Source organism: Roseibium sp. (assembly GCF_051016195.1).
In the GTDB taxonomy this organism is placed as follows: domain Bacteria; phylum Pseudomonadota; class Alphaproteobacteria; order Rhizobiales; family Stappiaceae; genus Roseibium.
This window is the reverse complement of sequence record NZ_CP134616.1, coordinates 1,576,636-1,599,766: the sequence shown is the minus strand read 5'-3', so window position 1 is coordinate 1,599,766 and position 23,131 is coordinate 1,576,636. Positions and strand designations below refer to the sequence as shown.

Genomic DNA, 23,131 nt, shown 5'->3' with positions numbered 1-23,131 from the left:
AAGAAATTGACGAACGTTACGAGATATTATGCTCACCCAACATGCTGCGGCGCAGCCTCAACCGAAACAGCGGTTGTCGGCGCCACCGGGAGAAACAGGTCAATTTGACGCAAGCCGGTTCGGAAAAACACGTGAAATTGCGGACGGAATACGAAACTGCCGTGTGCTAGCGTGACTCCATCAAACGGAAGCAGATGGGGGCACACGTGAATTTTCTGATTGCCTATGCAACCACTGAAGGACAGACGGACAAGATCGCCAAGTTCATCGCCGCGACCTTGAACGAAAAAGGCCACGAGGTCCGTTTTCACAACGTGAGCGACCTGTCGGGCGGGCTGAGTATCACGGACTTTGACAAGGTGATTGTCGCGGGCTCCGTTCACTCCGGCAAACACCAGGCCGATCTCGAATTGTTTGCCTTTGCGAACCGGGAACGTTTGAACGGGATCCCAGGACTTCTCGTTTCCGTCAGCCTCGCGGCGGCTTTCGCTGATACGCTCGACGAAGCTGGCGGATATGTCGGCACTTTTCTAAAGGCAACGCAATGGACACCGTCGGAAACCATCCTGATTGCCGGCGCGGTGAAGCCCGGCAACTACGACTGGTTCCAGAAATCGGCCCTTCTGGAAGGCGACCTGGCCGGTCATCTCAATGAGGATCTTCAGGAGATGCGCGAATTCACCGACTGGGACGCCTTGAAACAGAAGATCACTGATTTCGCTGGCTCCTGATCGCGAGCGCGGGTCACGTTACGGAAACAGCGTGACAGCCGCAAGAGTGCGAAAAAAAACTCTGCTCCCGGTTACGGGTAGCAGGGCTGTTTCGTTCTCGATCCTGCCGCGCCGGGTCGGCCCCGGCGCACCAGCCGATACGATGGATCACACCCAGGGGCGGCTCTCGCCGAGCTGGCCTTCATACGTGTCGATCTGGTCGGACTTGGCCATGGTCAGGCCGATATCGTCGAGACCATTGATCAGGCAGTGCTTGCGGAAGTGATCGATCTTGAAGGCGATGTCACCGCTTTCAAGACCGCGGATTTCCTGGTTTTCTAGATCAATCGTCAGCGTGAAGTTCGCCCCGCGTTCCGCCGCGTGCAGAAGCGTCTCGAGCTCATCTTCGGACACCTCGATCGGCAGAATGCCATTCTTGAAGCAGTTGTTGTAGAAGATGTCGGCAAAGGACGTCGAGATGACGCAGCGGATGCCGAAATCCAGCAATGCCCAGGGTGCATGTTCGCGTGAGGAACCACAGCCGAAATTGTCGCCGGCAATCAGGATCTTCGCATCGCGATAGGCCGCCTTGTTCAGAACGAAATCAACATTCTCCGACCCGTCGTCATGGGTCCGCATTTCGTGAAACAGGGCGGTGCCGAGGCCGGTCCGCTTGATCGTCTTCAGGAACTGCTTCGGAATGATCATGTCGGTGTCGATGTTCACGATCGGCATGGGCGCCGCGACACCGGTCAGGGTTTCGAATTTGTCCATTGTTGTTTCTCCTGAAGGATCAGCCGGTCGCGGCCGCCATGTTTCGGGGTCAGGCCGCGAGGCTTGTGGTCTGATCGACGCCGAGCATCAAGTTGAGGTTCTGTACCGCAGCACCGGATGCGCCTTTGCCGAGATTGTCGTAGACCGCGATGATTGCCGCCTGCGCACGCGCGTCGTTTGCGAACACGTGCAGACGCAGAAGGTTGGTGTCGTTGACGGCCTGCGGATCCAGGAACTCGGCACGCTCGAACTCTTCAAGCGGCGCCACCTCGACGAAGCCGTTTGCAGCGCCGGCGAAGTGATCGGCCAAAGCGGCATGAAGTTGCGCGCCGGTCGGGATCCGGTCAAGACCGGCAAGGTTCAAGGGAACCACGGTCAGCATGCCCTTGTAATAGTTTCCGACCGAAGGCGTGAACAGCGGTGCCGACGCAAGCAGCCCGTAGGCCGTCATTTCCGGCAGATGCTTGTGATTGAAGCCGAGCGCATAGGGCGCGTGGACATTTGCGCTCGTGCCTTGGTTTTCATAGTCGGCGATCATGCCCTTGCCGCCACCGGAATAGCCCGACACACCGTGATAGGTCAGCGGGAACTCGGCCGGCAGGAGGCCGGCAGCGATCAGCGGGCGCACGGAAGCGATCAGGCCCTGAGGCCAGCATCCCGGATTGGCGACGCGCAAGGCACCGGCAATGATGTCTGCCTGGTCGCGGTCCATTTCGGCGAAGCCATAGGCCCAGCCGTCGGCGACCCGGTGCGCGCTGGACGCATCGATGACGCGAGTCGTGTCGTTCTCGATCAGCGCGACGCTTTCCCGTGCGGCCGCATCCGGCAGGCACAGGATCGCGACATCCGCCTTGTTGAGATACTCGGCCCGCGCCGCCGGGTCTTTTCTGCTCTCGTCAGGAATGGAGATCAGCTCCAGATCGCGGCGCGTGGCGAGACGCTCGCGGATCTGCAGACCCGTCGTACCGGCTTCACCATCTATGAACACGCGCGCGGCCATGACCCGCTCCTCTCCTCGACTTCAGTAAAATCGAGTGCGTCATACACCCAATCGAACGTCTTGTCACCGATTGTCGGCGCGACCAGACTTCAACGGGCCCTTGAGTGATACTCATCATTCGGCCGCATGTCGGTCGCCGCTGCCACACGATTGCTCATGTTGAAGAAGGCGGCCACGGACGCGATGTCCCAGATATCCCGGTCGCTGAAGCCTGAATCGCGCAGCGCCTGCCGGTCGCTCTCCAGGATCTCCGCAGGTCGTTCGGTGAGTTTGACCGCAAAATCGAGCATCGCCCGCTGCCGGTCGCTCAGATCGGCAACGCGGTAGTTCATGACCATCAACTCACCGAGCACCGGATCGCCCGACAGTTCGCGGACGGCCGCGCCATGTGCGGTCAGGCAGTAGAAACAGCTGTTGACGGCGGATACCGCAACGGCAATCATCTCTCTCTCAAGTTTGGTGAGTCCACAGTCCGCCAGCATGAGATCGTTGTACATGTCGGTGAAGGCGCGCAACTTCGTGTCATCAAAGGAATATGCCTTGAGCACATTGGGGATCAGTCCGAGCTTCTCCTCGCACAATTGGAAGTAGGCCTTGGTTTTTTCGTTCAAAGGTTCGTTTGAATCGATTAGCAAGGCCGTGACTTTACTTGACAATTTGCCTCTCCCGTCATGAAAACTTTTATGTCGCTGCAATACAAAATCATATCATGCGACAGAGCCACAAATAAGATCGCCTAGGGGGTAAGAAATGCCGGACAAACATGACGTCGAGAAACAGAAACTCATCGACGCGGTCCACGCTGGCCTGAACCAGGAAAGCCCTGCCCTCGCTGAGTTCGCGGCTGCCTTCTACGACAGGGCGGCCGCGGAAGATCTCGTTGCCTATACCGCCGAGGAGCTGAACGGCTTTGCCAGGAGTGCCTGGCAGGATTTTCAGGACCACGAGCTGGGCACCCATCGCGTCAGCATCACCAACCCCTCGACACAGAACAAGAACCCCAAGATCGACAGCCTGACGATCATCGAAATCGTCAACGACAACATGCCGTTCCTGGTTGATTCGGTCATGGACGAGCTGCAGAACAGCAAGCTCGACGTCCATCTTGTGCTCCACCCGATCTTCATCGTTGAACGCGACGAAAACGGAAAGCTGATGTCCTCGGTCGCCCGGAAAAAGCCGCCCAAGCGAAAGGATCGGCAGGAAAGCTTCATTCATATCCACGTGACCCGGATCGATTCGGATGAAGCCCGCAATGCCCTGCTGGCTCGGCTCAACGCCGTACTGACCTCGGTCAGGTCGGTCGTTGACGACTTCAAGCCGATGCAGGAGCGCCTTGCCGAAGCGATCGACACGTTCAAGACCACGCAGATCCCCGGCAGCAGCGACGATCTGTGGGAGGCCATCCATTTTCTGGAGTGGATGGAGAAGAACAACTTCATTTTCCTCGGCATGCGGGAATACAAGTTCGAAGGCGGCGTTGACGAGGGTGAACTCTCCCCGTCCGAAGGAACCGGTCTCGGACTGCTGACGGACCCCGACGTCCGCGTTCTCAGGCGTGGCTCCGAATATGTCCAGATCACGCCCGAAATCCGTGAGTTCCTGAAAAACCCCGAACCGCTGATCATTGCCAAGGCCAATGTGCGCAGCACGGTACACCGTCGGGTGCACATGGATTATGTCGGCGCCAAGATCTACGACGATGACGGCCGTCTGACCGGCGAACTGCGTATTGTCGGTCTGTTTGCTTCAACGGCCTACACCGAGCCCACCAGCACCATCCCGTTCCTGCGCCGCAAGGTCGCCAGCGTCCTGGCGCGTGCCGGCTACGGCTCGGAAAGCCATTCGGGACGCGCGCTCCGAAACGTTCTGGAGGCCTTTCCGCGCGACGAACTGTTCCAGATCGAGCGTGAGCGCCTTTACGATTTCGCCATCGCCATTCTTCAACTGGACGAGCGCCCCCGCATCCGCGTGCTTTCCAGGCCGGACAAGTTCGACCGCTACGTCTCAATCCTGGTGTTTGTCCCGCGCGACCGCTACTCGACCGAGGTCAGGATCAACATCGGAACCTATCTGGCGTCCGTCTACGAGGGCCGTCTGTCGGCCTGGTATGTCACCTATCTGGAAGGTCCGCTTGCGCGGGTCCACTACATTATCGGCCGCGATACCGGCGAGACGCCGAAACCGGCACAGGAGGAACTGGAATCCGCCGTTGCGGACATGGTCCGCACCTGGTCGGACAACGTAAAGGACGCCCTGACCAAGGAGTTTCCCCCGGTTCAGGCACGCCAACTGGCCGAGCGCTATGCGCTGTCTTTCCACGGTGGCTACAAGGAAGTCTACAACGCCCAGTCCGCGCTTTCCGATATTGTGAAACTGGAAACGCTGAGCGAACTCGACGACACGACGATCACATTCCACAGGCCGCCCGGATCCAGCGGCAATCGCCTGTCGCTGAAAGTGTATCACTGCGGCTCGCCGATCCCGCTGTCCGCCCGTGTCCCGCTTCTGGAAAACATGGGTTTCAACGTGATCAACGAGCGGACCTACCGGGTCACGCCGGCCGACACGCCGATGTCATACCTGCATGAAATGACCCTCGAAAGCCAGTCGGGAGAAGACTTCGATCTGCCGGGGGAACTCCAGACCCGGCTGGAAAGCATGTTCATGGCAATCTGGATGGGCCTCGCGGAAAACGACGGCTACAACCGTCTTGTCCTGACCGCCGACCTTGCCTGGCGCGATGTCGCGGTGGTGCGGGCCCTGTCCAAATACCTGCGCCAGGCAGGCATCCCGTTCTCCGAAGATTACATGTGGCGCACGCTGAACAACTATCCGGCAGTCACGGCAAAGCTGGTCGAGCTGTTCCATCTCCGCTTCAATCCGGATGTAACGGACAAAGACCGCGAACTCGGTTCCGATCGGCTTGCCGGCGAATTGAGCGTGGATCTGGAAGACGTGTCGAGCCTTGACGATGACCGCATCCTGCGCCGGTTCCAGAACGCCATCGGATCGGTGCTGCGGACCAACTTCTACCAGCTGGATCCCGACGGCCGGCCGAAGCCGACATTCGCCTTCAAGATCGACAGCCGCCAGATCGACGATCTGCCGCAGCCGCGGCCGTTCCGCGAGATCTTTGTCTACAGCCCGCGCGTCGAAGGCGTTCACCTGCGCTTCGGCATGGTCGCGCGCGGCGGCCTTCGCTGGTCCGACCGCCCTCAGGATTTCCGGACCGAGGTGCTTGGACTGGTCAAGGCCCAGCAGGTCAAGAACGCCGTGATTGTTCCGGTCGGCGCCAAGGGCGGCTTCGTCCCAAAGCAACTGCCGTCGATCACTGATCGGGACGCCTGGTTCAAGGAAGGCACGGAAAGCTACAAGATCTTCATCAACGCGCTTCTGGATGTCACGGACAATCTCGATGAAGACAGGATCCTGCCGCCCGAACGGGTCCAGCGTTTCGACGTCGACGATCCCTATCTGGTTGTCGCGGCCGACAAGGGCACCGCGACCTTTTCCGATACCGCGAACGGCATTTCGGAAGGCCGGCATTTCTGGCTCGGCGATGCGTTCGCCTCCGGTGGTTCCGCCGGGTATGACCACAAGAAGATGGGCATCACCGCGCGCGGCGCCTGGGAAGCGGTCAAGCGTCATTTCCGCGAAATGAACCGGGACATCCAGACCGAACCCTTCACGGCGGCCGGCGTCGGCGACATGTCCGGTGACGTCTTCGGCAACGGCATGCTTCTGTCCAGGGCCACCAAGCTGGTTGCCGCGTTCGATCACAGGGATATTTTCATCGATCCGGACCCGGATCCGGCGAAGACCTGGGATGAACGCAAGCGCATGTTCGATCTCGGGCGGTCGTCCTGGAACGACTACAACACCGACCTGATCTCCAAGGGCGGCGGCATCTTCTCGCGTCAACTGAAGTCTATCCCGTTGAGCCCGGAGATCCAGGCACTGCTCGGCCTGGAAAAAGCCGCGGCAACACCGCAGGAGGTCATGACTGCGATCCTGAAGATGAGTGTCGACCTTTTGTGGTTCGGCGGCATCGGCACCTATATCCGCGCAACCACGGAAACGGACGCGGACGCCGGCGACAGGGCCAACGATCCGATCCGGATTACGGCGCCCGATGTCGGCGCGAAGGTCATTGGCGAAGGTGCGAACCTGGGTCTTACCCAGCTGGCCCGCATCGAGTTCAACAAGAACGGCGGCAAATGCAATTCCGACGCGATCGACAATTCCGCCGGGGTGAATTCCTCCGACATGGAAGTCAACATCAAGATCGCCCTCGGTGCGGCAGTCAAGTCAGGCAAGCTGACCCTGGAACAACGCAACACGTTGCTCGCCGACATGACGGACGAAGTTGCCGACCTTGTGCTGCGCAACAACTACCTGCAGACACTCGCCATATCGATGATGCAACTGCGCGGACAGGAGGATTTCGGCTTCCAGGTTCGCATGATGCGCCAGCTCGAACAGGCGGATCTGCTGGACCGCGTCGTCGAACAGCTTCCCGACGAAGCTACCCTGCGCGAAATGCGAAAGGCGGGACAGCTCCTCACCCGGGCCGAGCTTGGTGTCCTTCTGGCCTACGCCAAGATCACCCTGTACGACTCGCTGCTGGACAGCTCCGTGCCGGATGACGCCTATCTGGCGAGAGAACTGTTCCGCTATTTCCCCGAACAGATGGCGACAGCCTATGAGGACGAGATCAACGGCCATCGCCTGCGCCGCGAGATCATCGCAACCATGCTGGCAAACTCCATGATCAACCGGGGTGGCGCGACTTTCCTGACCCGGCTGATGGATCAGACGGGTGCGACACCGACAGAAATCGCTCAAGGGTTCGTCGCGGTCCGCAACAGTTTCGACCTGACCGACCTCAATACGGAAATCGATGCGCTGGACACCAGGATAGACGGCGGCCTGCAGCTGGACCTTTATACCGAAGTGCAGTCGCTGCTCCTGGAGCGGGTGGTCTGGTTCAAGCGCAATGTCCAGTTCGACAAGGGCCTGTCGGCCGTCGTTGACCGCTTCAGAAACGGTATTGCCAAATTACGCGAACGCCTGGAAAGCCTCTTGCCCGAGGAACCGGCGGAGCTCCTCAATGCCCGCGCCGCGGAATACGAGGAAAAAGGCGTTCCCGAATCGCTGGCCCGAAGAATCGCCTGGCTGATTGCCGAACAGGCAATTCCCGACATCGTCATCGTATCGGAAGAAACCGGAGCCGATCTCGAGACGGCAGCGGAGGCCTATTACCAGGTGGCGCACCACTTCAAGATCGGCAACATGCACGAACTGGCGAGCGGTCTGGAAGTCCGTGACTACTATGATGGCCTGGCGCTCGATCGCGCACGCGCGATCCTGTTCTCCGCCCATCGCGACATTGCGAGTGCCGCGATCAGGGCCGGCAGCTTCTCGAACTGGCTGACGGAACATGCAGACGAGGCGGAAAGCCGGCACGGAGCGGTCAACGAGATTCTGGACGGCGGGTTGAGCGTTTCCAAGTTCACGGTCGCGGCCGGCCTGCTCGCCGAAATCTGTGGTTCTGCATAACAGTCGGTCAGTCGACTGTGTAAACTTGAGGCCGGCAGTACCTCTGCCGGTCTTTTCAGTCGAAAAAGGGTGTGACGTGACCGATGTTACCACTGACTTTCCCGAAGGCACGGATCGCCGCGCCATCTGGTCCTGGGCGCTGTTCGACTGGGCGGCGCAACCGTTCTTCACCCTGATCACGACATTCGTCTTTTCCCCCTATTTCGCATCCGTTCTGGCGGCGACACCCGAGGAGGGCCAATCGCTCTGGGGCTTCGCGACGGCAACTGCGGGTCTCGGCATTGCCCTGCTCGCGCCGATCCTCGGTTCGGTGGCAGATGCGACCGGCCGGCGAAAGCTCTGGATCTTCCTGTTTTCCATTCCCTTCGTTATCTGCTGCTGGATGTTCTGGTACGCCGCACCGGGCGGAAACCACGGCATTGCCATTGCCCTCGTCTCCTTCGCGGTCGGCACGCTCTGTATCGAGGTCGCCACCGTCTTCAACAACGCGATGATGCCGTCGCTTGTCCCCCATGAACGGGTCGGCAGGCTGTCGAGCTTCGGCTGGGCAATGGGTTATGTCAGCGCACTGATCACGCTTGCGATCGCGCTGCTGCTGTTTTCTGCCAGCGCGGACACCGGCAAGACGCTCGCCGGGATCAGCCCCGTTTTCGGTCTCGATCCGGCAACACAGGAAGGCGACAGGGTCACCGGCCCCTTCTCCGCGCTCTGGTATGTCGTTTTCGTGGTTCCCATGTTCCTGTTCGTGCCGGATGCTCCCGCGAAACAGAAGATCACAACGGCGGTGCGCAAAGGCCTCGCGGAACTGGCGGCCAGCCTTGCCCAGGCAAAGACGAACCGGAATATCTTCCAGTTCCTGATCGCCAACATGATTTTCAAGGACGGGCTCGTTGCCCTCTTCGCCTTTGGCGGCATTTATTCCGCCGGCCAGCTCGGCTGGGGATCAATCGAAATCGGTGTCTTCGGCATCATCGTGATCATCACCGGGATCGCCGGTCTTTTGCTGGCCGGTCGGCTGGACGACAGGTTCGGCGCGAAACCCGTGATCCTTGTGTCGCTCGTCGTTCTCATGATCTGCGGACTGGGCATGATTTCGATCGACAAGACAACGGTGCTGTTTTTCATCAAGACCCAGGAAGCCCCTGCAGGCGCACAGTTTGCTTCCTTGCCGGAACAGATGTTCATCGCCCTCGGCGCTGTCATAGGGGCGGTGTCCGGTCCGCTGCAGGCCTCCTCGCGCAGCCTTCTGGTGCGTCTGGCTCCCAGAGAGCACATGACACAGTATTTCGGTCTTCTGGCCCTGTCGGGAAAGGTCACCAGTTTCATGGCACCGCTCGCCGTCGGCATTGTCACCGCCCTTTCGGGCAGCCAGGCCGGCGGCATGTCGGTGGTTCTGGTCTTTTTTGCGGTCGGTTTCGCCCTGATGCTCTATGTGACCGAGCGGCGCACCGGATAGTCCTCTGACGCGCACTGCATTTGGTGCAAGGGTGCGTGAACACCCCGCGGACCAATCAGTGGCGGAAGTGGCGCATCCCCGTCAGCACCATCGCAAGACCGGCCTCGTCGGCCGCGGCAATCACATCGTCATCGCGCATGGAACCGCCCGGCTGGATCACCGCCGTTGCACCCGCTTCAGCTGCCGACAGCAAGCCGTCGGCAAATGGGAAGAAGGCGTCGGACGCGACCACGCAGCCCTTGGTGAGGGGTTCTGTCAGTCCTGCGGCCTGCGTGGCATCGAGCGCCTTGCGTGCGGCGATCCGCGCCGAATCCACCCGGCTCATCTGTCCGGCACCGACACCGACCGTGGCGCCGTCCTTCGCATAGACAATCGCGTTTGACTTGACGTGCTTGGCAACCCGGAATGCGAATTTGAGATCCGCCAACTCCTGATCGCTCGGCGCGCGCCTGGTCACGACCTTGAGATCCAGAGCATCCACCACGCCGTTGTCGCGCGACTGCACCAGCAGACCGCCCGCGACCGACTTGACGAAAAGGCCTTGTTCGCGTGCGTCAGCCAGTCCGCCGGTCACAAGAAGCCGAAGGTTCTTCTTGGCGGCGATGATCTCCCGCGCGGCCGCATCGGCATCGGGCGCGATGATCACCTCGGTGAAGACCTTGACGATCTCCTCGGCCGCCTCCGCATCGAGGGTCTTGTTGAGGGCGACGATACCGCCGAACGCGGACACGGGATCGCAGCGCAACGCCTTTTCATAGGCGTCTCTGAGGCTTGCCCCTTCGGCCACGCCGCAAGGGTTCGCGTGCTTGATGATGGCCACCGCGCTCGTGCGCGCCGGATCGAACTCGCTGACGAGCTCAAACGCAGCGTCCGTGTCGTTGATGTTGTTGTACGAAAGCGTCTTGCCCTGGATCTGCCTGGCCGTTGCGACACCCGGCCTGTTCTCGCCCGTCTTGTAGAAACCGGCCGTCTGGTGTGGGTTCTCACCGTAGCGCATCACCTCGGCAAGCGCTCCGCCGACCGCGCGGTGCGCAGGCGTAGCCTCCTCAAGCTGGTCCGCCATCCAGTTGGAAACCGCCGCATCATAGGCTGCGGTGCGCGCGAAGGCCTTGAGCGCGAGCCGTTTGCGCAAACCGATCGGCGACTGCCCCTGATTGGCATCCAGCTCCGCGATCACATCATCATAATCGGAAGGGTCGGTCACAACCGTCACGTAAGCATGGTTCTTGGCGGCTGCGCGGGTCATGGCCGGTCCGCCAATATCAATGTTCTCGATCCCCGTGGCATAGTCCGCGCCCGAAGCGACAACGTCCTCGAAGGGATAGAGATTTCCGCAGAACAGATCGATCCCGACGATGCCGTGCTCGGTCATGGCCGCCATATGATCCTGATCGTCCCGGATCGAGAGCAGCCCGCCATGGACATTCGGATGCAGCGTCTTCACGCGCCCGTCCATGATTTCGGGAAATCCGGTCACCTCTGAAATGTCCATGACCGCCAGACCTGCATCCGCCAGGGCCTTGTATGACCCGCCTGTCGAGACAAGCTCGACACCGCGTTCAGACAGCGCCCGCGCGAACGCGACAAGACCGGTCTTGTCGAAGACGGACAGGAGGGCGCGCTTGACGGGCACAAGTTCGGGAACAGGAACGGCTTTGGACACAATGGCCATGAATTTGCCTCGCAGAAGGGGACGATCGGGGGGTTCGACGACGCCCTAACATGTCTTTGGCAAAATCGGAAGGTCCGCGGGCAGATGGAAGCGCGCTTATTCTTCGAGCGGCAGCTCATCCGGTTCGTCGAACTCGCTTGTGCCGCGGCGGCTCAACTTGGCCGTCGCCGTTTTCCTGAATTGCCAGCCGACGGAAGGCTTTTCAAGCAGAGATCCCGTGACAACGATCTGTTCCGTCTTTCGGTGGCCGTAGACATCCGAAAGGTAGATGCTCTCCTCCAGAGTCAATTCACTCCCGGGCGCTTCGAACTCCCATGCCTCGCCGTCCCGGCAAACCATGAGCACGGCGGATCCGCCCCGCAACAGGGAGGTTCTGAGGCCGGGGTAGAGATGAAACCGCAGCTCATAGCGGTGCCCGGCGTCGATTGTGCCGAGCGCTCTCACGGTATCGATGCCGTCAAGGACAGTCCCGTCTCCCGAAAGGCGCAGATCACGCTCGTGGAAAACGTTGAAATCCGCCGCATAGCCGTCGTGAGAGGCGGTGATGCGGCTTCCCGCCATGTCATCTTCCCGCTCAAGAGGGACATAGGACGGGCCTGACAGGATGGGAGAGCCGAGCATCTTGCCGAACGGCTTTTCAGACAGAAACCGGCAGGAGGATGTGTCTTCGATGGTCAGGGTTGAATGCGCCGCGGTCGACCGGCTGACCTTTCGCCAGAGCGGATTGGAGCGGGGTGACACACCGCAATTGACGACAAGCCGGTTGTTCCCGGAGGAAAATTCGAACGACAGGCATCCTGCATGCGCATCGCCGGAGACGGAAAGCGCGGGAACGGTACCTGTATCCATCAGAACGACGGAGTTGCCCCCGCTCAGTCTCTGGTAACCGGAATGCGGAGCGTTCAATGGAGGTGCGCCCCGCGCGTCGTCATAGGCAAGGACAGTCGCCACAAGATCGCTGGGTGTGGACCCCATGCCGTTGAAATGGGCCAGGGCGCCATCCCCGTGACGAAAAAACCGGAGCATCGGCATCATGCGGTCCACGGACTGAAGCATGGCCGGCGGCATTTCCAGCCCTTGTGCGACAAAGGCCTGCCGAAGAGGCAGGAGATCCGCCAGAATGTCGATCAGGGCGCGCGGATTGCGTGAAACGTGTCCCCCGTCCGGAAGGATCTGCCGCGTCAGTTCGTGATCGAGACGCCGGATGCTCTGCCGCGCGAACCTGCCCTGGCCCGCCATGGAGATACAGGCGGACGCAACCGCCATGGCAGCCCGCAACCGCACGACCCCATCCTCGGTTTCGTTGATCGTCTGGCGCAGGTAGCGCACCTGTCTGGCGAGCGACTTGACGAAGCGTCGATAAAACTCGTGATCGCCGTCCTGAAGGATGAAGGGCGAATGAGCGAGCCAGGACAGGATCCGCTGGGTCACGACAGGGGCTTCCCAGCCGATCGGATGCCGCCTGCCGCAGTACTTCATCCAGTCTTCTACCAATACGCGCGCATTCTGCCTTGCGATCTGACTGTCGGCGGCCCTGAGGTCCCGCAGCCAGCCGAAGCCGTGCAGTTCTCGTTGCCAGTCCTCGTGCACGGCGTTCATTTCAAACGGAGAGCGTCCCTGCGTTTCGACAAGATGTCCTGAAAACAGGAACCTGCCGCCATAAATATCGGCTGCATTGGTCTCGTCGGACGTCCGCAGATCCTGCGGTGCGATCAACAGGCGCGAAGGCACAGACGAAAACGGCTGCAGGCGGAAGAAAGGTCCGCCATGCATCCATTTCAGGGTACGGTGCCAGATATGCAGGGCCACGAGCCGCCAGACGCGGCTTCTTTCGTTCAGGCTAGCGATATTCACCAAACCATCCCCGAGACTGATGGTTTACGCGCAACTATTGTGAATTCTCCGGTTTCCAGAGCCCTTCAGAGCTCTTCAATACTGAAACAGACTATTAAGGTTAGCATTTCATTTAAGGAAACAATGCAAGTGAACGGTTTAAGCTACGTTAAGAGCGCCTGAATCGAGCCGCAAAGAAACCGTCCATACCCCGGATTTCTTCACCCGCGACGGCCTTGTGATGCGGCAGGCACCGGAGATAGCCATCCTCGCTGATCAGGTGCGGCAGACCGCCGACCTCCTGCGCGTCCACGGGCACGAGCTCGACCTTTCCGGAGTGTCGGTCCCTGAACGCATCGGCCTGCAGTTCACCCTCGGCCTTTTCGAGCGAACAGGTACAATAAACGATCAGGCCACCGGGTCTCACCCAGTCAAGAACCCTGTCGAGCAGCAGGTGCTGTATATCACCGAGTTTCTCGATGTCGTAAGGTTTCTTGATCCAGGCGACATCCGGGTGCCGCCGGATCGTTCCGGTCGCACTGCACGGCGCATCGAGCAGGACGGCGTCGAATGGAGCTGCGGGCACATAGTCCCGCAAATCGGAAGCAACCGTTTGCACCGCCAGGTTCAGCCGTTGCATGTTTTCATCAAGCCGCTTCAGTCTCCCTTTCGAGATGTCGACCGCGGTCACTTCGGCACCTGCCGCCGCCAGTTGCGCGGTCTTGCCGCCGGGCGCCGCGCAAAGATCCGCAACGCGCTGCCCGTGCACGTCGCCGAGCAGGCGCGCCGGCAACGAAGCAGCCGCGTCCTGGACCCACCAGGCGCCTTCTTCATAGCCCTCGAGCGCCTCGACGGCACCTTTCCGTTTCAGCCTGACGCTGCTGCGGACGACAACGCGCCCGTCCAGTCTTTCGGCCCAGCTTTCAGGATCGGATTTGACGCTGAGGTCCAGCGCGGCTTCACTCTGGTGCGCCGAAGCTATTCTCCTGGCGGTTTCCGCGCCATATCCCTCCGTCCAGCTCTGCCACAGCCAGTCCGGCGTGTTCAGCCGCTCCGGGTCCAGATCCGAAACAAGGTCTGATCGTTCGCGGCCAAGCCGGCGCAGAACCCCGTTCACAAGGCCCTTGTAGGGACGGGCCCTCCGATCAAGTGCGGCATGATCGACGGCAATCGAAACAGCAGCCCGGTCCGGGATATCCAGGAAGAGCATCTGGGCGATCGCGACATGCAGAATATCGACCACCCGCCCTGTCTTTTCCGGGATCGGGCGATCGAGCAGTCTTTCGAGAATTTCGGAAATTTCCCCATGGCGGCGCAACGAAGCGCCGACGATCGCCCGCACCAGCGACCGGTCGTTTCCCGCCAGTGCGCGGAATCCAGCATGGCCCGAGGAGGCGTCGAGTTCCCCGTCCAGGGGTCTCTTCTTGTGAACGACATTGCCGAGAATGTCCGCCGCGACCTTTCTGGCCGCAAATCCGGGTTTGTCCGGTTGTTGGCTCTCTTTTTTGCCGGACGGGGCCGACCGGCTGTTCCCGCGATTGTTCAAGACGTATTCCTGTTGAGGGTCGCATAGTGTCGTTGAAATCGAAGCGCCGCAGATCCGGATCTCCGGCTGCGGCGCGTGTGACAGACTTTACGTTGATTACCAAGTCCGGAAAAGAAAATTCTGAACTTCCGTCCGGCACCTATCCCCACGGGCCTTTTGAACGCTCCGGCGTGTTGTCGGCCGGACGGCTGCCCATTCCCGACCAGGGACCTGACCGGGGTGCGTTGTCTCCTGCCCGGAAATCCGCGCTCCCGCCCGTTCCCAGACCGGAATTGGCCAGCTTGCGCAATTCGTCGATCCGGTTCTGCGTGTTCGGGTGCGTCGAAAACAGATTGTCCATGCGCTCACCCGACAGCGGGTTCATGATGAACATGTGTGCCGTCGCCGGATTGGCTTCCGCGTCCGGGTTGTGAATGCGCTGCACGCCGCCCGCGATCTTGCCGAGAGCGGAAGCCAGCCACATGGGCTCACCGCATATCTGGGCGCCCATCCGGTCGGCGGCATATTCGCGCGTTCTGGAGATGGCCATTTGGACGACCATCGCCGCCATGGGCGCCACGATCATCATCAACAGCATGCCGACAATGCCGAGCGGGTTGTTCCGGTTGCCGCCGAAGAAAAATGCAAAATTCGCCAGCATGGAAATCGCACCCGCAATCGTCGCCGTGATTGTCATGATGAGGGTGTCGTGGTTTTTCACGTGCGCAAGTTCGTGCGCCATGACACCTGCCACTTCCTCGGGCGTCAGCATGTTCAAAAGGCCTGTCGTCGCGGCAACCGCGGCATTCTGCGGATTCCGGCCTGTCGCGAACGCGTTGGGCTGCGGATTGTTGATGATGTAGACCTTTGGCATTGGCAGGTCGGCATTCTGGGCAAGCTGTTTCACCATGCGATAGAAGTCGGGCATGGAACGCTCGTCGACCTCCTTGGCATGGTGCATGCGTAGCACCATCTTGTCCGCATTCCAGTAACTGAACAGGTTCATCGCCGCGGCAATCGCAAGGGCGATCATCATGCCTGCCTGGCCGCCGATCATGAAGCCGATGCCCATGAAGAGCGCCGTCATTGCCGCCAGCAACATTGCCGTCCGTACGTAGTTCATCGCGTCTGGTGTCCGTTTCCTGTTCTCGTTTGCCGGTGTCAGCGCCACCGCAGCCTGTCAAAAATCCTGACTGAACATGGGTATTATCGGCAAACTTGGCAAGCTTAGCCGATCCGCGTGACGATCTTGCGGCGCCAGCACCTGCGTTCAGGCCGCAGTCCACACGCCTTATGTTCCGGTGAAGTTCCCGCAGTAAGAAACGAACTTTCGGTCGTCGCCTGTCCTGCGAATGATCATCTCGAAAAGCAGGCAATTTCCGCACAACTAGATAGTGTGCAATCATAGGTTTAATGGAATCTTCAACTTTAAATGCAACTTAAGGTTTTTAACTTCCTTCCTTCACCTTCTTCCGTAAGGTCAGTAAATTGTCTTCATCGCCCAGTCTGTTGCCCTTTTGGGACTCTCCTGCCGTTAAGGCACGTTTCGGTGGCCCGGTGTTTCTCTGGCTGCTGATCATCACCGCGTTCGGAACCCTGGTCTGTCTCTTCAACACGAGGCGTCCGATTTTGCATCTGCCGTCATCGCTCAAGGAAACGCGCGTCGAAGACATGGCCGCGTTCTATCGTGCGTCCGAAATGGCAAACTATGAAGTCGTAACAGATGTTTATGAGCCGGCTATGTTTCGGCAAGGGCTGTCTGAACTGCTCTCGGATCTGATCTTCCTCAACCCTCCGCACGCATTGCCGGTGTTTCATCCTTTTGCCTGGACTGACTTTGCGGCGGTCAAGATCGGTTTCGTCTGCCTGACGGTAATTGCTCTTCTTGCAATACCCCGAATGGCGGGGCAGACATTCGCTCTTTCAGCGCTGTTTGCCGCCTCTGCGGCACCCGTTCAGATCCTGCTGCGGCTCAACCTGTCCGTTTTCGTAATCGCGCTCATCGTGTTTGCAACCATGAACGCCAAGTCGCGCCCGGTTCTGTCCGGGCTCGCACTCTCGGTTGCAACGATCAAGCCGCAATATGGGCTCTTGATACCGTTCTTTCTGGCCGGGATTGGCGCATGGCGGTGCATCGCCTGGGCGACGCTGGGAACGTTGTCCATGGCGTCGTTGACGTTGCTGATGTACGGGCCCGGCATCTTTGAAAGCTACCTCGCATCCTTTTCGAAGCCGCTGTATCAGGCGTACGCACTGACGGCCCTGCAGTGGGACACGTCCTTCAGATCATTTCTCGGCAGGCTTGATGTCGCGGCGGATGCAAGAACGCTGCTCGTTCTGGCGGCAATTCTCGCCGGTGCGATCTGCGCTTTCCGCCTCCCGAAGGCCTGGCCCTACGAATTGCGCGTCGGAATGGTTCTGCTCCTCAGCGCACTCTTTGCACCGTCATTCATGTATTACAGCTGGCCGCTGTTCGCTGCAGGCGTTCTGTTTGTTGCCCGCGCGCTCCCCGACTGGCCTATCGAACTTCAGTTTCTGGCCGGCATGACCTGGATGCAGCCCCTGATTTACATGCTGCTGCTGTCGCTCCTGCCGGCGGTCCTTACCGCGCACGCGGCCACCGTCTTCGTGCTGATGGCTTTGCTGGTCACGGGCTTCTTTTTGCTCATAAGGCGAAGAGCATCCGGGCCGGCGCTTCAAAACGACGAGGTCCTGCAACGAGCCTGACGCCTTCGTCGCGCCCGCCGCCTGGTGGTCTCGCCGCAATGAACCGGATAAACCTGTCCGGCTTTTTGAGAGTAAACGGCACCAAACAGATGCAAAACCTGATCGGCGTGCCCTATATTGCACCCGACAGCACGAACTCAGCGTGGAAACCGAACGACCGCAAACGATCATGACAGACGAACCAGACAATCCGACGCAAGCCTATCGCCAAAGCGATGCACCAAGTCTTGCGGCCAAGGTCGAAGACAAGCCGAAAAAGCGCTTCGAGGATTTGCCGCCAGCCGCCCAACGCGCGCTCAAGGAGGCCGAGGCGCGGCGCCAGGAGATCGATGCAAAACAGAACGCCCTGCCGGACGAGGTGAATGGCCGCGGCGGTCTTGAGCCGACCCGTTATGATGATTGGGAAATCAAGGGGTTGACCGTCGACTTCTGACGGCACCAACGCAGCCCGCAAAATGCGCGATGATCTCGAACAACTGCTGTCCGACTGGGATGGCAAGGCAACGGAAGCGCTGAAGAGCGCCTGCGAGACATTTCGTGCACAACCGGATTTCGTGGACCGGCTCGTCGGGCTCAGCGCACGCCAGAACTGCGCGCGCGGCGCGACCTGGCTCCTGAAGCATCTGTTCGAGAATGGCGAACCAAGGCTGTCGGAAAGCCGCACGGCGCGGCACATCGCAGCGATGTCGGATTTCAGCCACTGGGAAACCCGCCTTCACGTTCTGCAGTATCTTGACCATCTGACGATACCGCACGATGCGGAAACGCCGCTCGAGGCGTTCATTCTCGATGCGCTCGACTCGGAGAACAAGTTCCTGCGCGCATGGGCCTATTACGCGCTCGCGCTTCATGCCGAACGGTTCCCGGTTCACAAGTGCCAGGCCATTGACCGGCTGAACAAGGCAATGATGCGGGAAACGGCAGGCTCCGTGAAGGTGCGCATCCGCAAGGCGCTGGAGCGGATCAATCCGTGACGCGGCCGCCGACAAGTTTCCGAATCTCGGCTGCGATCGCCCTGGCAAGTTCCGCCTGGGGTTCCGCCTCGAAATGCACGGCGTCCCTGGGGCTGGGTGACATGATGCGCCCGACGTCGAAAAACGCCGTCCCGTACTGCTCCGCAAGGCCGGCATAGACCTCGGCCAGCCGCCTGGATTGGACGCCGCCATGCGCGTTCGAATAAAGGCCCTCATATTCGAGACCGGTGAAATCCCCGAGCGGAGGCGGAGCCAGAAGCAGCACCTTCGGCGCGCGCCCCTCGACATCGTCTGTTGGCTGCGTCGCGGCAAACAGGACCCTGCCCATGGCAAGACCGATCGCATTCGCGCTCATGTTGAACCGGTCCTGCAGATCGTTCGATCCGAGCATGATGATCAGAACGTCGATCGGCATATGGGTCTTGCGCACCGTCATCAGATGCGCAAGCCCGTTCTTGTCGCCGCGCGTCGGGTCTTCAAAAACGGTGGTGCGGCCGTTGACGCCTTCCTCGATCACGAAGAAATCGGCCCCGAGTTCCTGCTGCAAACGGCGCGTCCAGCGGACATCATGGCCGTACCTGGACTTGTCCGTCGGATTGAAGCCCCAGGTGAGCGAGTCTCCGAAGCAGACGACGGAAACGGGATCCTTTTTCAGCGTCATGAGCAACCCTTTGCGATCACAATCGGATTTTCTCCTAGGACCTTAAAAAAGAACCGCTCAGCAGGCAATCGGCCATCAACAAAGTCACCATTTGTTCCTTGGTTAATCAGAGATTTACCAAGAGGGCGATAGGGTCGGATCAAAGTACTGCGTAACGACTGCCGGATATTGCATGACTGCCAGCTCTCAAGCCTATACGCGCGGCGCTGTTCTGCCGAGCTCCAATCCCTTTCAGCGCCTTGCCGAACTCCTGGACGGCAAGAGCCCCGGACTTGATCCGATCATCATGACGATCGGTGAACCACAGCACGCCATTCCCGATTTTACGGCGGAAGTTCTTGCCGAAAACATGGTCGATTTCAGACGCTATCCGCCGATCACCGGCTCGGACGCCTTCCGGAGCGCCGTCGCCGGCTGGCTTGACCGGCGATACAATCTGGAGGGGGCGGTAGATCCGAAAGACGGCGTTCTGCCCTTGAACGGGTCGCGTGAAGGTCTGTCCTTCGGCGCAATTGCAGCGAGGGATCAGCTTGCCAAGGATCTCGATCATCCTGTCGTGATCCTGCCCAACCCGTTCTACCAGACCTACGCGGCAGCCGCGCATGTCGCAGATGCCCGCGCCGTGCTTCTGGATGCTGTTCCGGGGAACAATTTTCTGCCGGACCTCGATAGTCTTGACCCGGATCTGCTGGCCGAAACCGTTGCGTTCTATGTCGCCTCTCCGACAAATCCGGAAGGGTATCCGGCCGACCTCGCCTTCTGGACCAAGCTGATCGGCCTTGCCCGCGAACACCGGTTCTACATTTTTGCCGATGAGTGTTATTCGGAGATATACCGGGATGCGCCACCCACAGGCATCCTGGAGGCCGCAAAGACAATCGGAGGCGGCTTCGGTAACATCATTGTTCTCAATTCACTTTCCAAGCGCTCGAACCTCGCCGGCCTGCGCTGCGGCTTTGCCGCAGGTGACCCGGACTTTCTGCGAAAGTGGGCGAAGTTCAGGGGGCTGGCCGCCCCGCAGGTTCCCTTGCCAGCGCAGGCCGTAGCGGTTCGCGCCTATCAGGATGAAGCCCACGTGATGGAGAACCGCCGGCTTTACAATCAGAAATTCGAGGCTGCCGAGCGGCATCTCGGCCCGATCATGGGAAAGGTGACCGCCGAGGGCGGCTTCTTCCTCTGGCTCGACGTGAGCCGCTGGGGCGATGGCATTTCGCTCACCAGCCGGCTCTGGAGTGACTGCGGGGTCAAGGTCGTTCCGGGCGGATACCTCGCCTCCGATCAGTCGGACGGCACCAACCCGGGCCGTGACTTCATTCGCGTCGGGCTGACCGCGCCGCTCGAACAGACAGAAGTTGCGCTTGAGCGAATGGCAAAATGGTTTGGAGAAAAGGCATGAGACGCGCCAGTGCAGTTCGCGGCAATGGCCGCCGGTCACCAGTCGACCTGCTGGACACCGAAAGCCCGATAAAGCGTTTCCTGCGGCGCAATCTGGTCGGCGCATCGGGACTGGGCATCATTGCGCTCGCGGCCATGCTTGCAGCCGCCCTTGCGACGTGGTCGGTGAACGACCCGAGCCTCAATCACGCCACCGACGGCACGGTTCGCAACGCACTGGGAGCTCCAGGCGCCATCATTGCAGACATCCTCATGCAAACGATCGGGCTGGCCACCGCCGTTTTTCTCGTCCCGCTGGTTCTGTGGGGCTGGAGACTCATGGCGGGGCACGCCCTTGGAATCGGACGCAGGCGGCTGGCTTACTGGCTGATCGGTTCGAGCCTGTCGGCCGGTGCTCTTGCGGCCCTTCCCGTTCCTGAGAGTTGGCCCCTTCCGACCGGTCTGGGTGGTTTTTTCGGTGACACCGTTCATCAGGTGCCGGCGCTCATCACGGCGAACATGACCTCAGGCGCTGCGACGATCATCGGCGGTCTCGGGCTTGGTGTTCCGGCTATTTTCTTTCTCTTGTCGGCGGCCGGATGGCTTGGCGGCAAGGACGATCTCGACGCTGAACGGGATCTGGCACCCGGCACGCGCGGCACAGCCGCAAAGGGCCATGGCAGATCTGTGGAGGAGGAACTCGGCCTCGATGATGATGATGCCGAATCAAGATTGTCCGTCTTCTTCAGCGCCATGGTGGGCCAGGTCGAGCACTGGCGTCTTCAGGCAACAGCAACGCTGCGCCGGGTTACCGGACTGAACCGCACGCGGCATGCGGACGAGGACTGGGACGAGGACGGTTTCGGCGAGGACGAAGGCGACGACCACGAGGTCGGCCGGCAGGGTGGCAGGCTGTCCGCATTGCGGCGCGCGCTGAGCGGACGGTTGATGCCCAGCGACGACGACGGCCTCGATGAATTCTATGAGCGTGGCCGCGACGCGGAAGACGACGATCTTGACGGACCCTTGATGGACGCACCGTTCGACGAGGAAGGCGAAGGTTTCGAACCCGACGACCTGCTGAGCGACAAGGGACCGGTCGCCGGCCCGCAGACCATGCCCGTCGGCATCGCGGCACCGAACCAGCCACAGGCCGCTTCGGACCAACCCGCACACCAGGCGCCCCAGACCGGCCGCGTCATACCGCCTGCGCCGAGGCCGAAGCAGAGCAAACGAGCGATTGAGGAAGCCCAGCCGTCCTTCCTGGGCGCTCCGGAAGAGTATGAACTGCCGCCGCTGCGTCTGCTCTCCGAGCCGAAGGCAAGCGGCAAGGTCCCCGGACTGTCGGCCGATGCCCTGGAGCAAAATGCACGCATTCTGGAAGGTGTCCTTGAGGATTTCGGCGTACGCGGCGAGATCATCGAAGTGCGCCCGGGCCCCGTTGTCACCCTCTACGAGCTGGAACCGGCACCCGGTATCAAGTCCTCCCGCGTTATCGGGCTTGCCGATGACATCGCCCGGTCAATGAGCGCGATCTCCGCCCGTGTCGCCGTCATCCCCGGCAAGAATGCGATCGGTATCGAGCTGCCGAACGCACGCCGTGAAACCGTGCTTCTGCGCGAACTGATCGCCGCACAGGACTTCGAAAAGTCCAAGGCGAAACTCCCGCTTGCACTCGGCAAGACGATCAACGGCGAAAGCGTCGTCGCGGACCTGGCACGCATGCCTCACCTGCTCGTGGCCGGAACCACCGGTTCGGGCAAGTCCGTTTCGATCAACACCATGATCCTGTCTTTGCTGTACCGGCTGACACCGGAACAGTGCAAACTGATCATGATCGACCCAAAGATGCTGGAACTGTCCATTTATGACGGCATTCCGCACCTTCTGACACCGGTCGTGACTGACCCGACAAAGGCTGTTGTTGCGCTGAAGTGGACCGTCCGCGAGATGGAGGACCGCTACAAGAAAATGTCCAAGATGGGTGTGCGCAACATCGACGGCTACAACACGCGCATCAAGCAGGCCCTCGAAAAGGGCGAAAGCTTCACCCGCACCGTTCAGACCGGATTTGACCGGGATACCGGCCAGCCGATCTACGAGGAAGAGGAACTGCCGCTCGAGAAAATGCCCTATATCGTCGTGATCGTCGACGAAATGGCCGACCTGATGATGGTCGCGGGCAAGGACATTGAGGGAGCGATCCAGCGCCTCGCGCAGATGGCCCGTGCCGCCGGCATTCACCTGATCATGGCAACCCAGCGCCCGTCGGTCGACGTGATCACGGGTACGATCAAGGCCAACTTCCCAACCAGGATCTCGTTCCAGGTGACCTCCAAGATCGACAGCCGCACGATTCTCGGTGAGATGGGCGCCGAGCAGTTACTCGGCATGGGCGACATGCTGTTCATGCTGGGCGGCGGGCGGATACAGCGCGTTCACGGACCGTTCGTATCCGACGATGAGGTCGAAGACATCGTCAAGCATCTGAAGCTCCAGGGAACGCCGCAATATCTTGAAGCCGTTACAGAAGAGGAAGACGAGGCCGAAAGCCCCTATGACGGTGGCGGCGGTCTTGCCGGCGGCGGTGAGGGCAACGAACTTTACGATAAGGCAGTTGCGATCGTGCTCCGGGACAAGAAGGCATCGACCTCCTATGTCCAGAGACGGCTCTCGATCGGCTATAACCGTGCCGCATCTCTCATCGAGCGGATGGAGCAGGAAGGGCTCATCAGCTCGGCCAACCACGCCGGCAAGCGGGAAATTCTCGTGCAAAACGGCGTCGAGGACGAGTTTTAGGCCGCAAATGCCAAAGCTTTGCCACACAGGGTCATTACCTGAGGTATAGTATTCGCGACATATA

The 23,131-nt window shown here is 60.3% G+C and carries 16 protein-coding genes; 8 read left to right on the top strand and 8 right to left on the bottom strand.

Going from position 1 to position 23,131, the window contains the following annotated elements; translation table 11 throughout:
* Positions 1–206 precede the first annotated feature (206 nt).
* Positions 207–731, top strand: a complete 525-nt coding sequence (locus RDA78_RS07350) for a flavodoxin domain-containing protein (RefSeq protein ID WP_434054679.1) — start codon at positions 207–209, stop codon at positions 729–731.
* 147 nt (positions 732–878) lie between these two features.
* On the opposite strand, the gene leuD is transcribed toward RDA78_RS07350, so the two are convergent.
* The 3 genes from leuD to RDA78_RS07335 all read right to left on the bottom strand — a co-directional run bounded on the left by leuD (position 879) and on the right by RDA78_RS07335 (position 3,140).
* Positions 879–1,484: a 3-isopropylmalate dehydratase small subunit gene (gene leuD, locus RDA78_RS07345; protein ID WP_434054678.1), complete on the bottom strand. Its 606-nt coding sequence runs from the start codon at positions 1,482–1,484 to the stop codon at positions 879–881.
* A gap of 49 nt (positions 1,485–1,533) precedes the next feature.
* The gene (gene argC, locus RDA78_RS07340) at positions 1,534–2,484 is read right to left on the bottom strand and encodes an N-acetyl-gamma-glutamyl-phosphate reductase (RefSeq protein ID WP_434054677.1); all 951 of its coding nucleotides are present in this window, start codon (positions 2,482–2,484) and stop codon (positions 1,534–1,536) included.
* Positions 2,485–2,573: 89 nt separating this feature from the next.
* Positions 2,574–3,140: a peroxidase-related enzyme gene (locus RDA78_RS07335; protein WP_434054676.1), complete on the bottom strand. Its 567-nt coding sequence runs from the start codon at positions 3,138–3,140 to the stop codon at positions 2,574–2,576.
* A 94-nt stretch (positions 3,141–3,234) separates the two neighbouring features.
* On the opposite strand from RDA78_RS07335, the gene RDA78_RS07330 reads away from it, so the two are divergent.
* Together RDA78_RS07330 and RDA78_RS07325 are read left to right on the top strand one after the other, a co-directional pair.
* Positions 3,235–8,046 carry an NAD-glutamate dehydrogenase gene (locus RDA78_RS07330; protein ID WP_434054675.1) on the top strand — a complete coding sequence of 1,604 codons (4,812 nt, stop codon included), beginning with the start codon at positions 3,235–3,237 and terminating at the stop codon, positions 8,044–8,046.
* Positions 8,047–8,122: 76 nt separating this feature from the next.
* On the top strand, positions 8,123–9,502 hold the full coding sequence (locus RDA78_RS07325; protein ID WP_434054674.1) for an MFS transporter: 1,380 nt from the start codon (positions 8,123–8,125) through the stop codon (positions 9,500–9,502).
* Between the two features lie 55 nt (positions 9,503–9,557).
* On the opposite strand, the gene purH is transcribed toward RDA78_RS07325, so the two are convergent.
* From purH to htpX, 4 genes are all read right to left on the bottom strand, one after another.
* On the bottom strand, positions 9,558–11,174 hold the full coding sequence (purH, locus tag RDA78_RS07320) for a bifunctional phosphoribosylaminoimidazolecarboxamide formyltransferase/IMP cyclohydrolase (protein ID WP_434054673.1): 1,617 nt from the start codon (positions 11,172–11,174) through the stop codon (positions 9,558–9,560).
* Between the two features lie 96 nt (positions 11,175–11,270).
* Positions 11,271–12,947: a heparinase II/III family protein gene (locus RDA78_RS07315; RefSeq protein ID WP_434056115.1), complete on the bottom strand. Its 1,677-nt coding sequence runs from the start codon at positions 12,945–12,947 to the stop codon at positions 11,271–11,273.
* A 229-nt stretch (positions 12,948–13,176) separates the two neighbouring features.
* Positions 13,177–14,553, bottom strand: coding sequence for an RsmB/NOP family class I SAM-dependent RNA methyltransferase (locus tag RDA78_RS07310; protein ID WP_434054672.1), 1,377 nt, complete (start codon positions 14,551–14,553; stop codon positions 13,177–13,179).
* 139 nt (positions 14,554–14,692) lie between these two features.
* Entirely contained in the window at positions 14,693–15,655 is a 963-nt protein-coding gene (gene htpX, locus RDA78_RS07305; protein WP_434054671.1) for a zinc metalloprotease HtpX, read from the bottom strand.
* Between the two features lie 434 nt (positions 15,656–16,089).
* Here htpX and RDA78_RS07300 point away from each other — a divergent pair, with 434 nt between their 5' ends.
* The 3 genes from RDA78_RS07300 (at position 16,090) to RDA78_RS07290 (ending at position 18,233) form a co-directional block, all read left to right on the top strand.
* On the top strand, positions 16,090–17,259 hold the full coding sequence (locus RDA78_RS07300; RefSeq protein WP_434054670.1) for a glycosyltransferase family 87 protein: 1,170 nt from the start codon (positions 16,090–16,092) through the stop codon (positions 17,257–17,259).
* Between the two features lie 169 nt (positions 17,260–17,428).
* A complete protein-coding gene (locus RDA78_RS07295; protein ID WP_434054669.1) occupies positions 17,429–17,692 on the top strand; it encodes a DUF1674 domain-containing protein in 264 nt (87 codons plus the stop codon).
* Between the two features lie 22 nt (positions 17,693–17,714).
* Complete coding sequence (locus RDA78_RS07290; RefSeq protein ID WP_434054668.1) at positions 17,715–18,233, top strand: hypothetical protein; 519 nt, start codon at positions 17,715–17,717, stop codon at positions 18,231–18,233.
* Here the strand turns inward: RDA78_RS07290 and RDA78_RS07285 are convergent.
* Positions 18,223–18,894, bottom strand: coding sequence for an SGNH/GDSL hydrolase family protein (locus tag RDA78_RS07285; RefSeq protein ID WP_434054667.1), 672 nt, complete (start codon positions 18,892–18,894; stop codon positions 18,223–18,225). The two genes, RDA78_RS07290 and RDA78_RS07285, sit on opposite strands and share 11 nt — an antisense overlap.
* 172 nt (positions 18,895–19,066) lie before the next feature.
* Between RDA78_RS07285 and RDA78_RS07280 the strand changes: the two genes are divergently transcribed.
* A complete protein-coding gene (locus RDA78_RS07280; RefSeq protein ID WP_434054666.1) occupies positions 19,067–20,290 on the top strand; it encodes an aminotransferase class I/II-fold pyridoxal phosphate-dependent enzyme in 1,224 nt (407 codons plus the stop codon).
* Positions 20,287–23,067, top strand: coding sequence for a DNA translocase FtsK 4TM domain-containing protein (locus tag RDA78_RS07275; RefSeq protein WP_434054665.1), 2,781 nt, complete (start codon positions 20,287–20,289; stop codon positions 23,065–23,067). Before RDA78_RS07280 ends, RDA78_RS07275 begins: the two co-directional genes overlap by 4 nt.
* Positions 23,068–23,131: the final 64 nt, after the last annotated feature.

Coding starts and splice junctions, on each gene's coding strand:
- leuD (WP_434054678.1), bottom strand. CDS start 1,484: ATGGACAAATTCGAAACCCTGACCGGTGTCGCGGCGCCCATGCCGATC.
- argC (WP_434054677.1), bottom strand. CDS start 2,484: ATGGCCGCGCGCGTGTTCATAGATGGTGAAGCCGGTACGACGGGTCTG.
- RDA78_RS07330 (WP_434054675.1), top strand. CDS start 3,235: ATGCCGGACAAACATGACGTCGAGAAACAGAAACTCATCGACGCGGTC.
- purH (WP_434054673.1), bottom strand. CDS start 11,174: ATGGCCATTGTGTCCAAAGCCGTTCCTGTTCCCGAACTTGTGCCCGTC.
- RDA78_RS07315 (WP_434056115.1), bottom strand. CDS start 12,947: ATGCATGGCGGACCTTTCTTCCGCCTGCAGCCGTTTTCGTCTGTGCCT.
- htpX (WP_434054671.1), bottom strand. CDS start 15,655: ATGAACTACGTACGGACGGCAATGTTGCTGGCGGCAATGACGGCGCTC.
- RDA78_RS07295 (WP_434054669.1), top strand. CDS start 17,429: ATGACAGACGAACCAGACAATCCGACGCAAGCCTATCGCCAAAGCGAT.
- RDA78_RS07290 (WP_434054668.1), top strand. CDS start 17,715: ATGCGCGATGATCTCGAACAACTGCTGTCCGACTGGGATGGCAAGGCA.
- RDA78_RS07285 (WP_434054667.1), bottom strand. CDS start 18,894: ATGACGCTGAAAAAGGATCCCGTTTCCGTCGTCTGCTTCGGAGACTCG.
- RDA78_RS07280 (WP_434054666.1), top strand. CDS start 19,067: ATGACTGCCAGCTCTCAAGCCTATACGCGCGGCGCTGTTCTGCCGAGC.
- RDA78_RS07275 (WP_434054665.1), top strand. CDS start 20,287: ATGAGACGCGCCAGTGCAGTTCGCGGCAATGGCCGCCGGTCACCAGTC.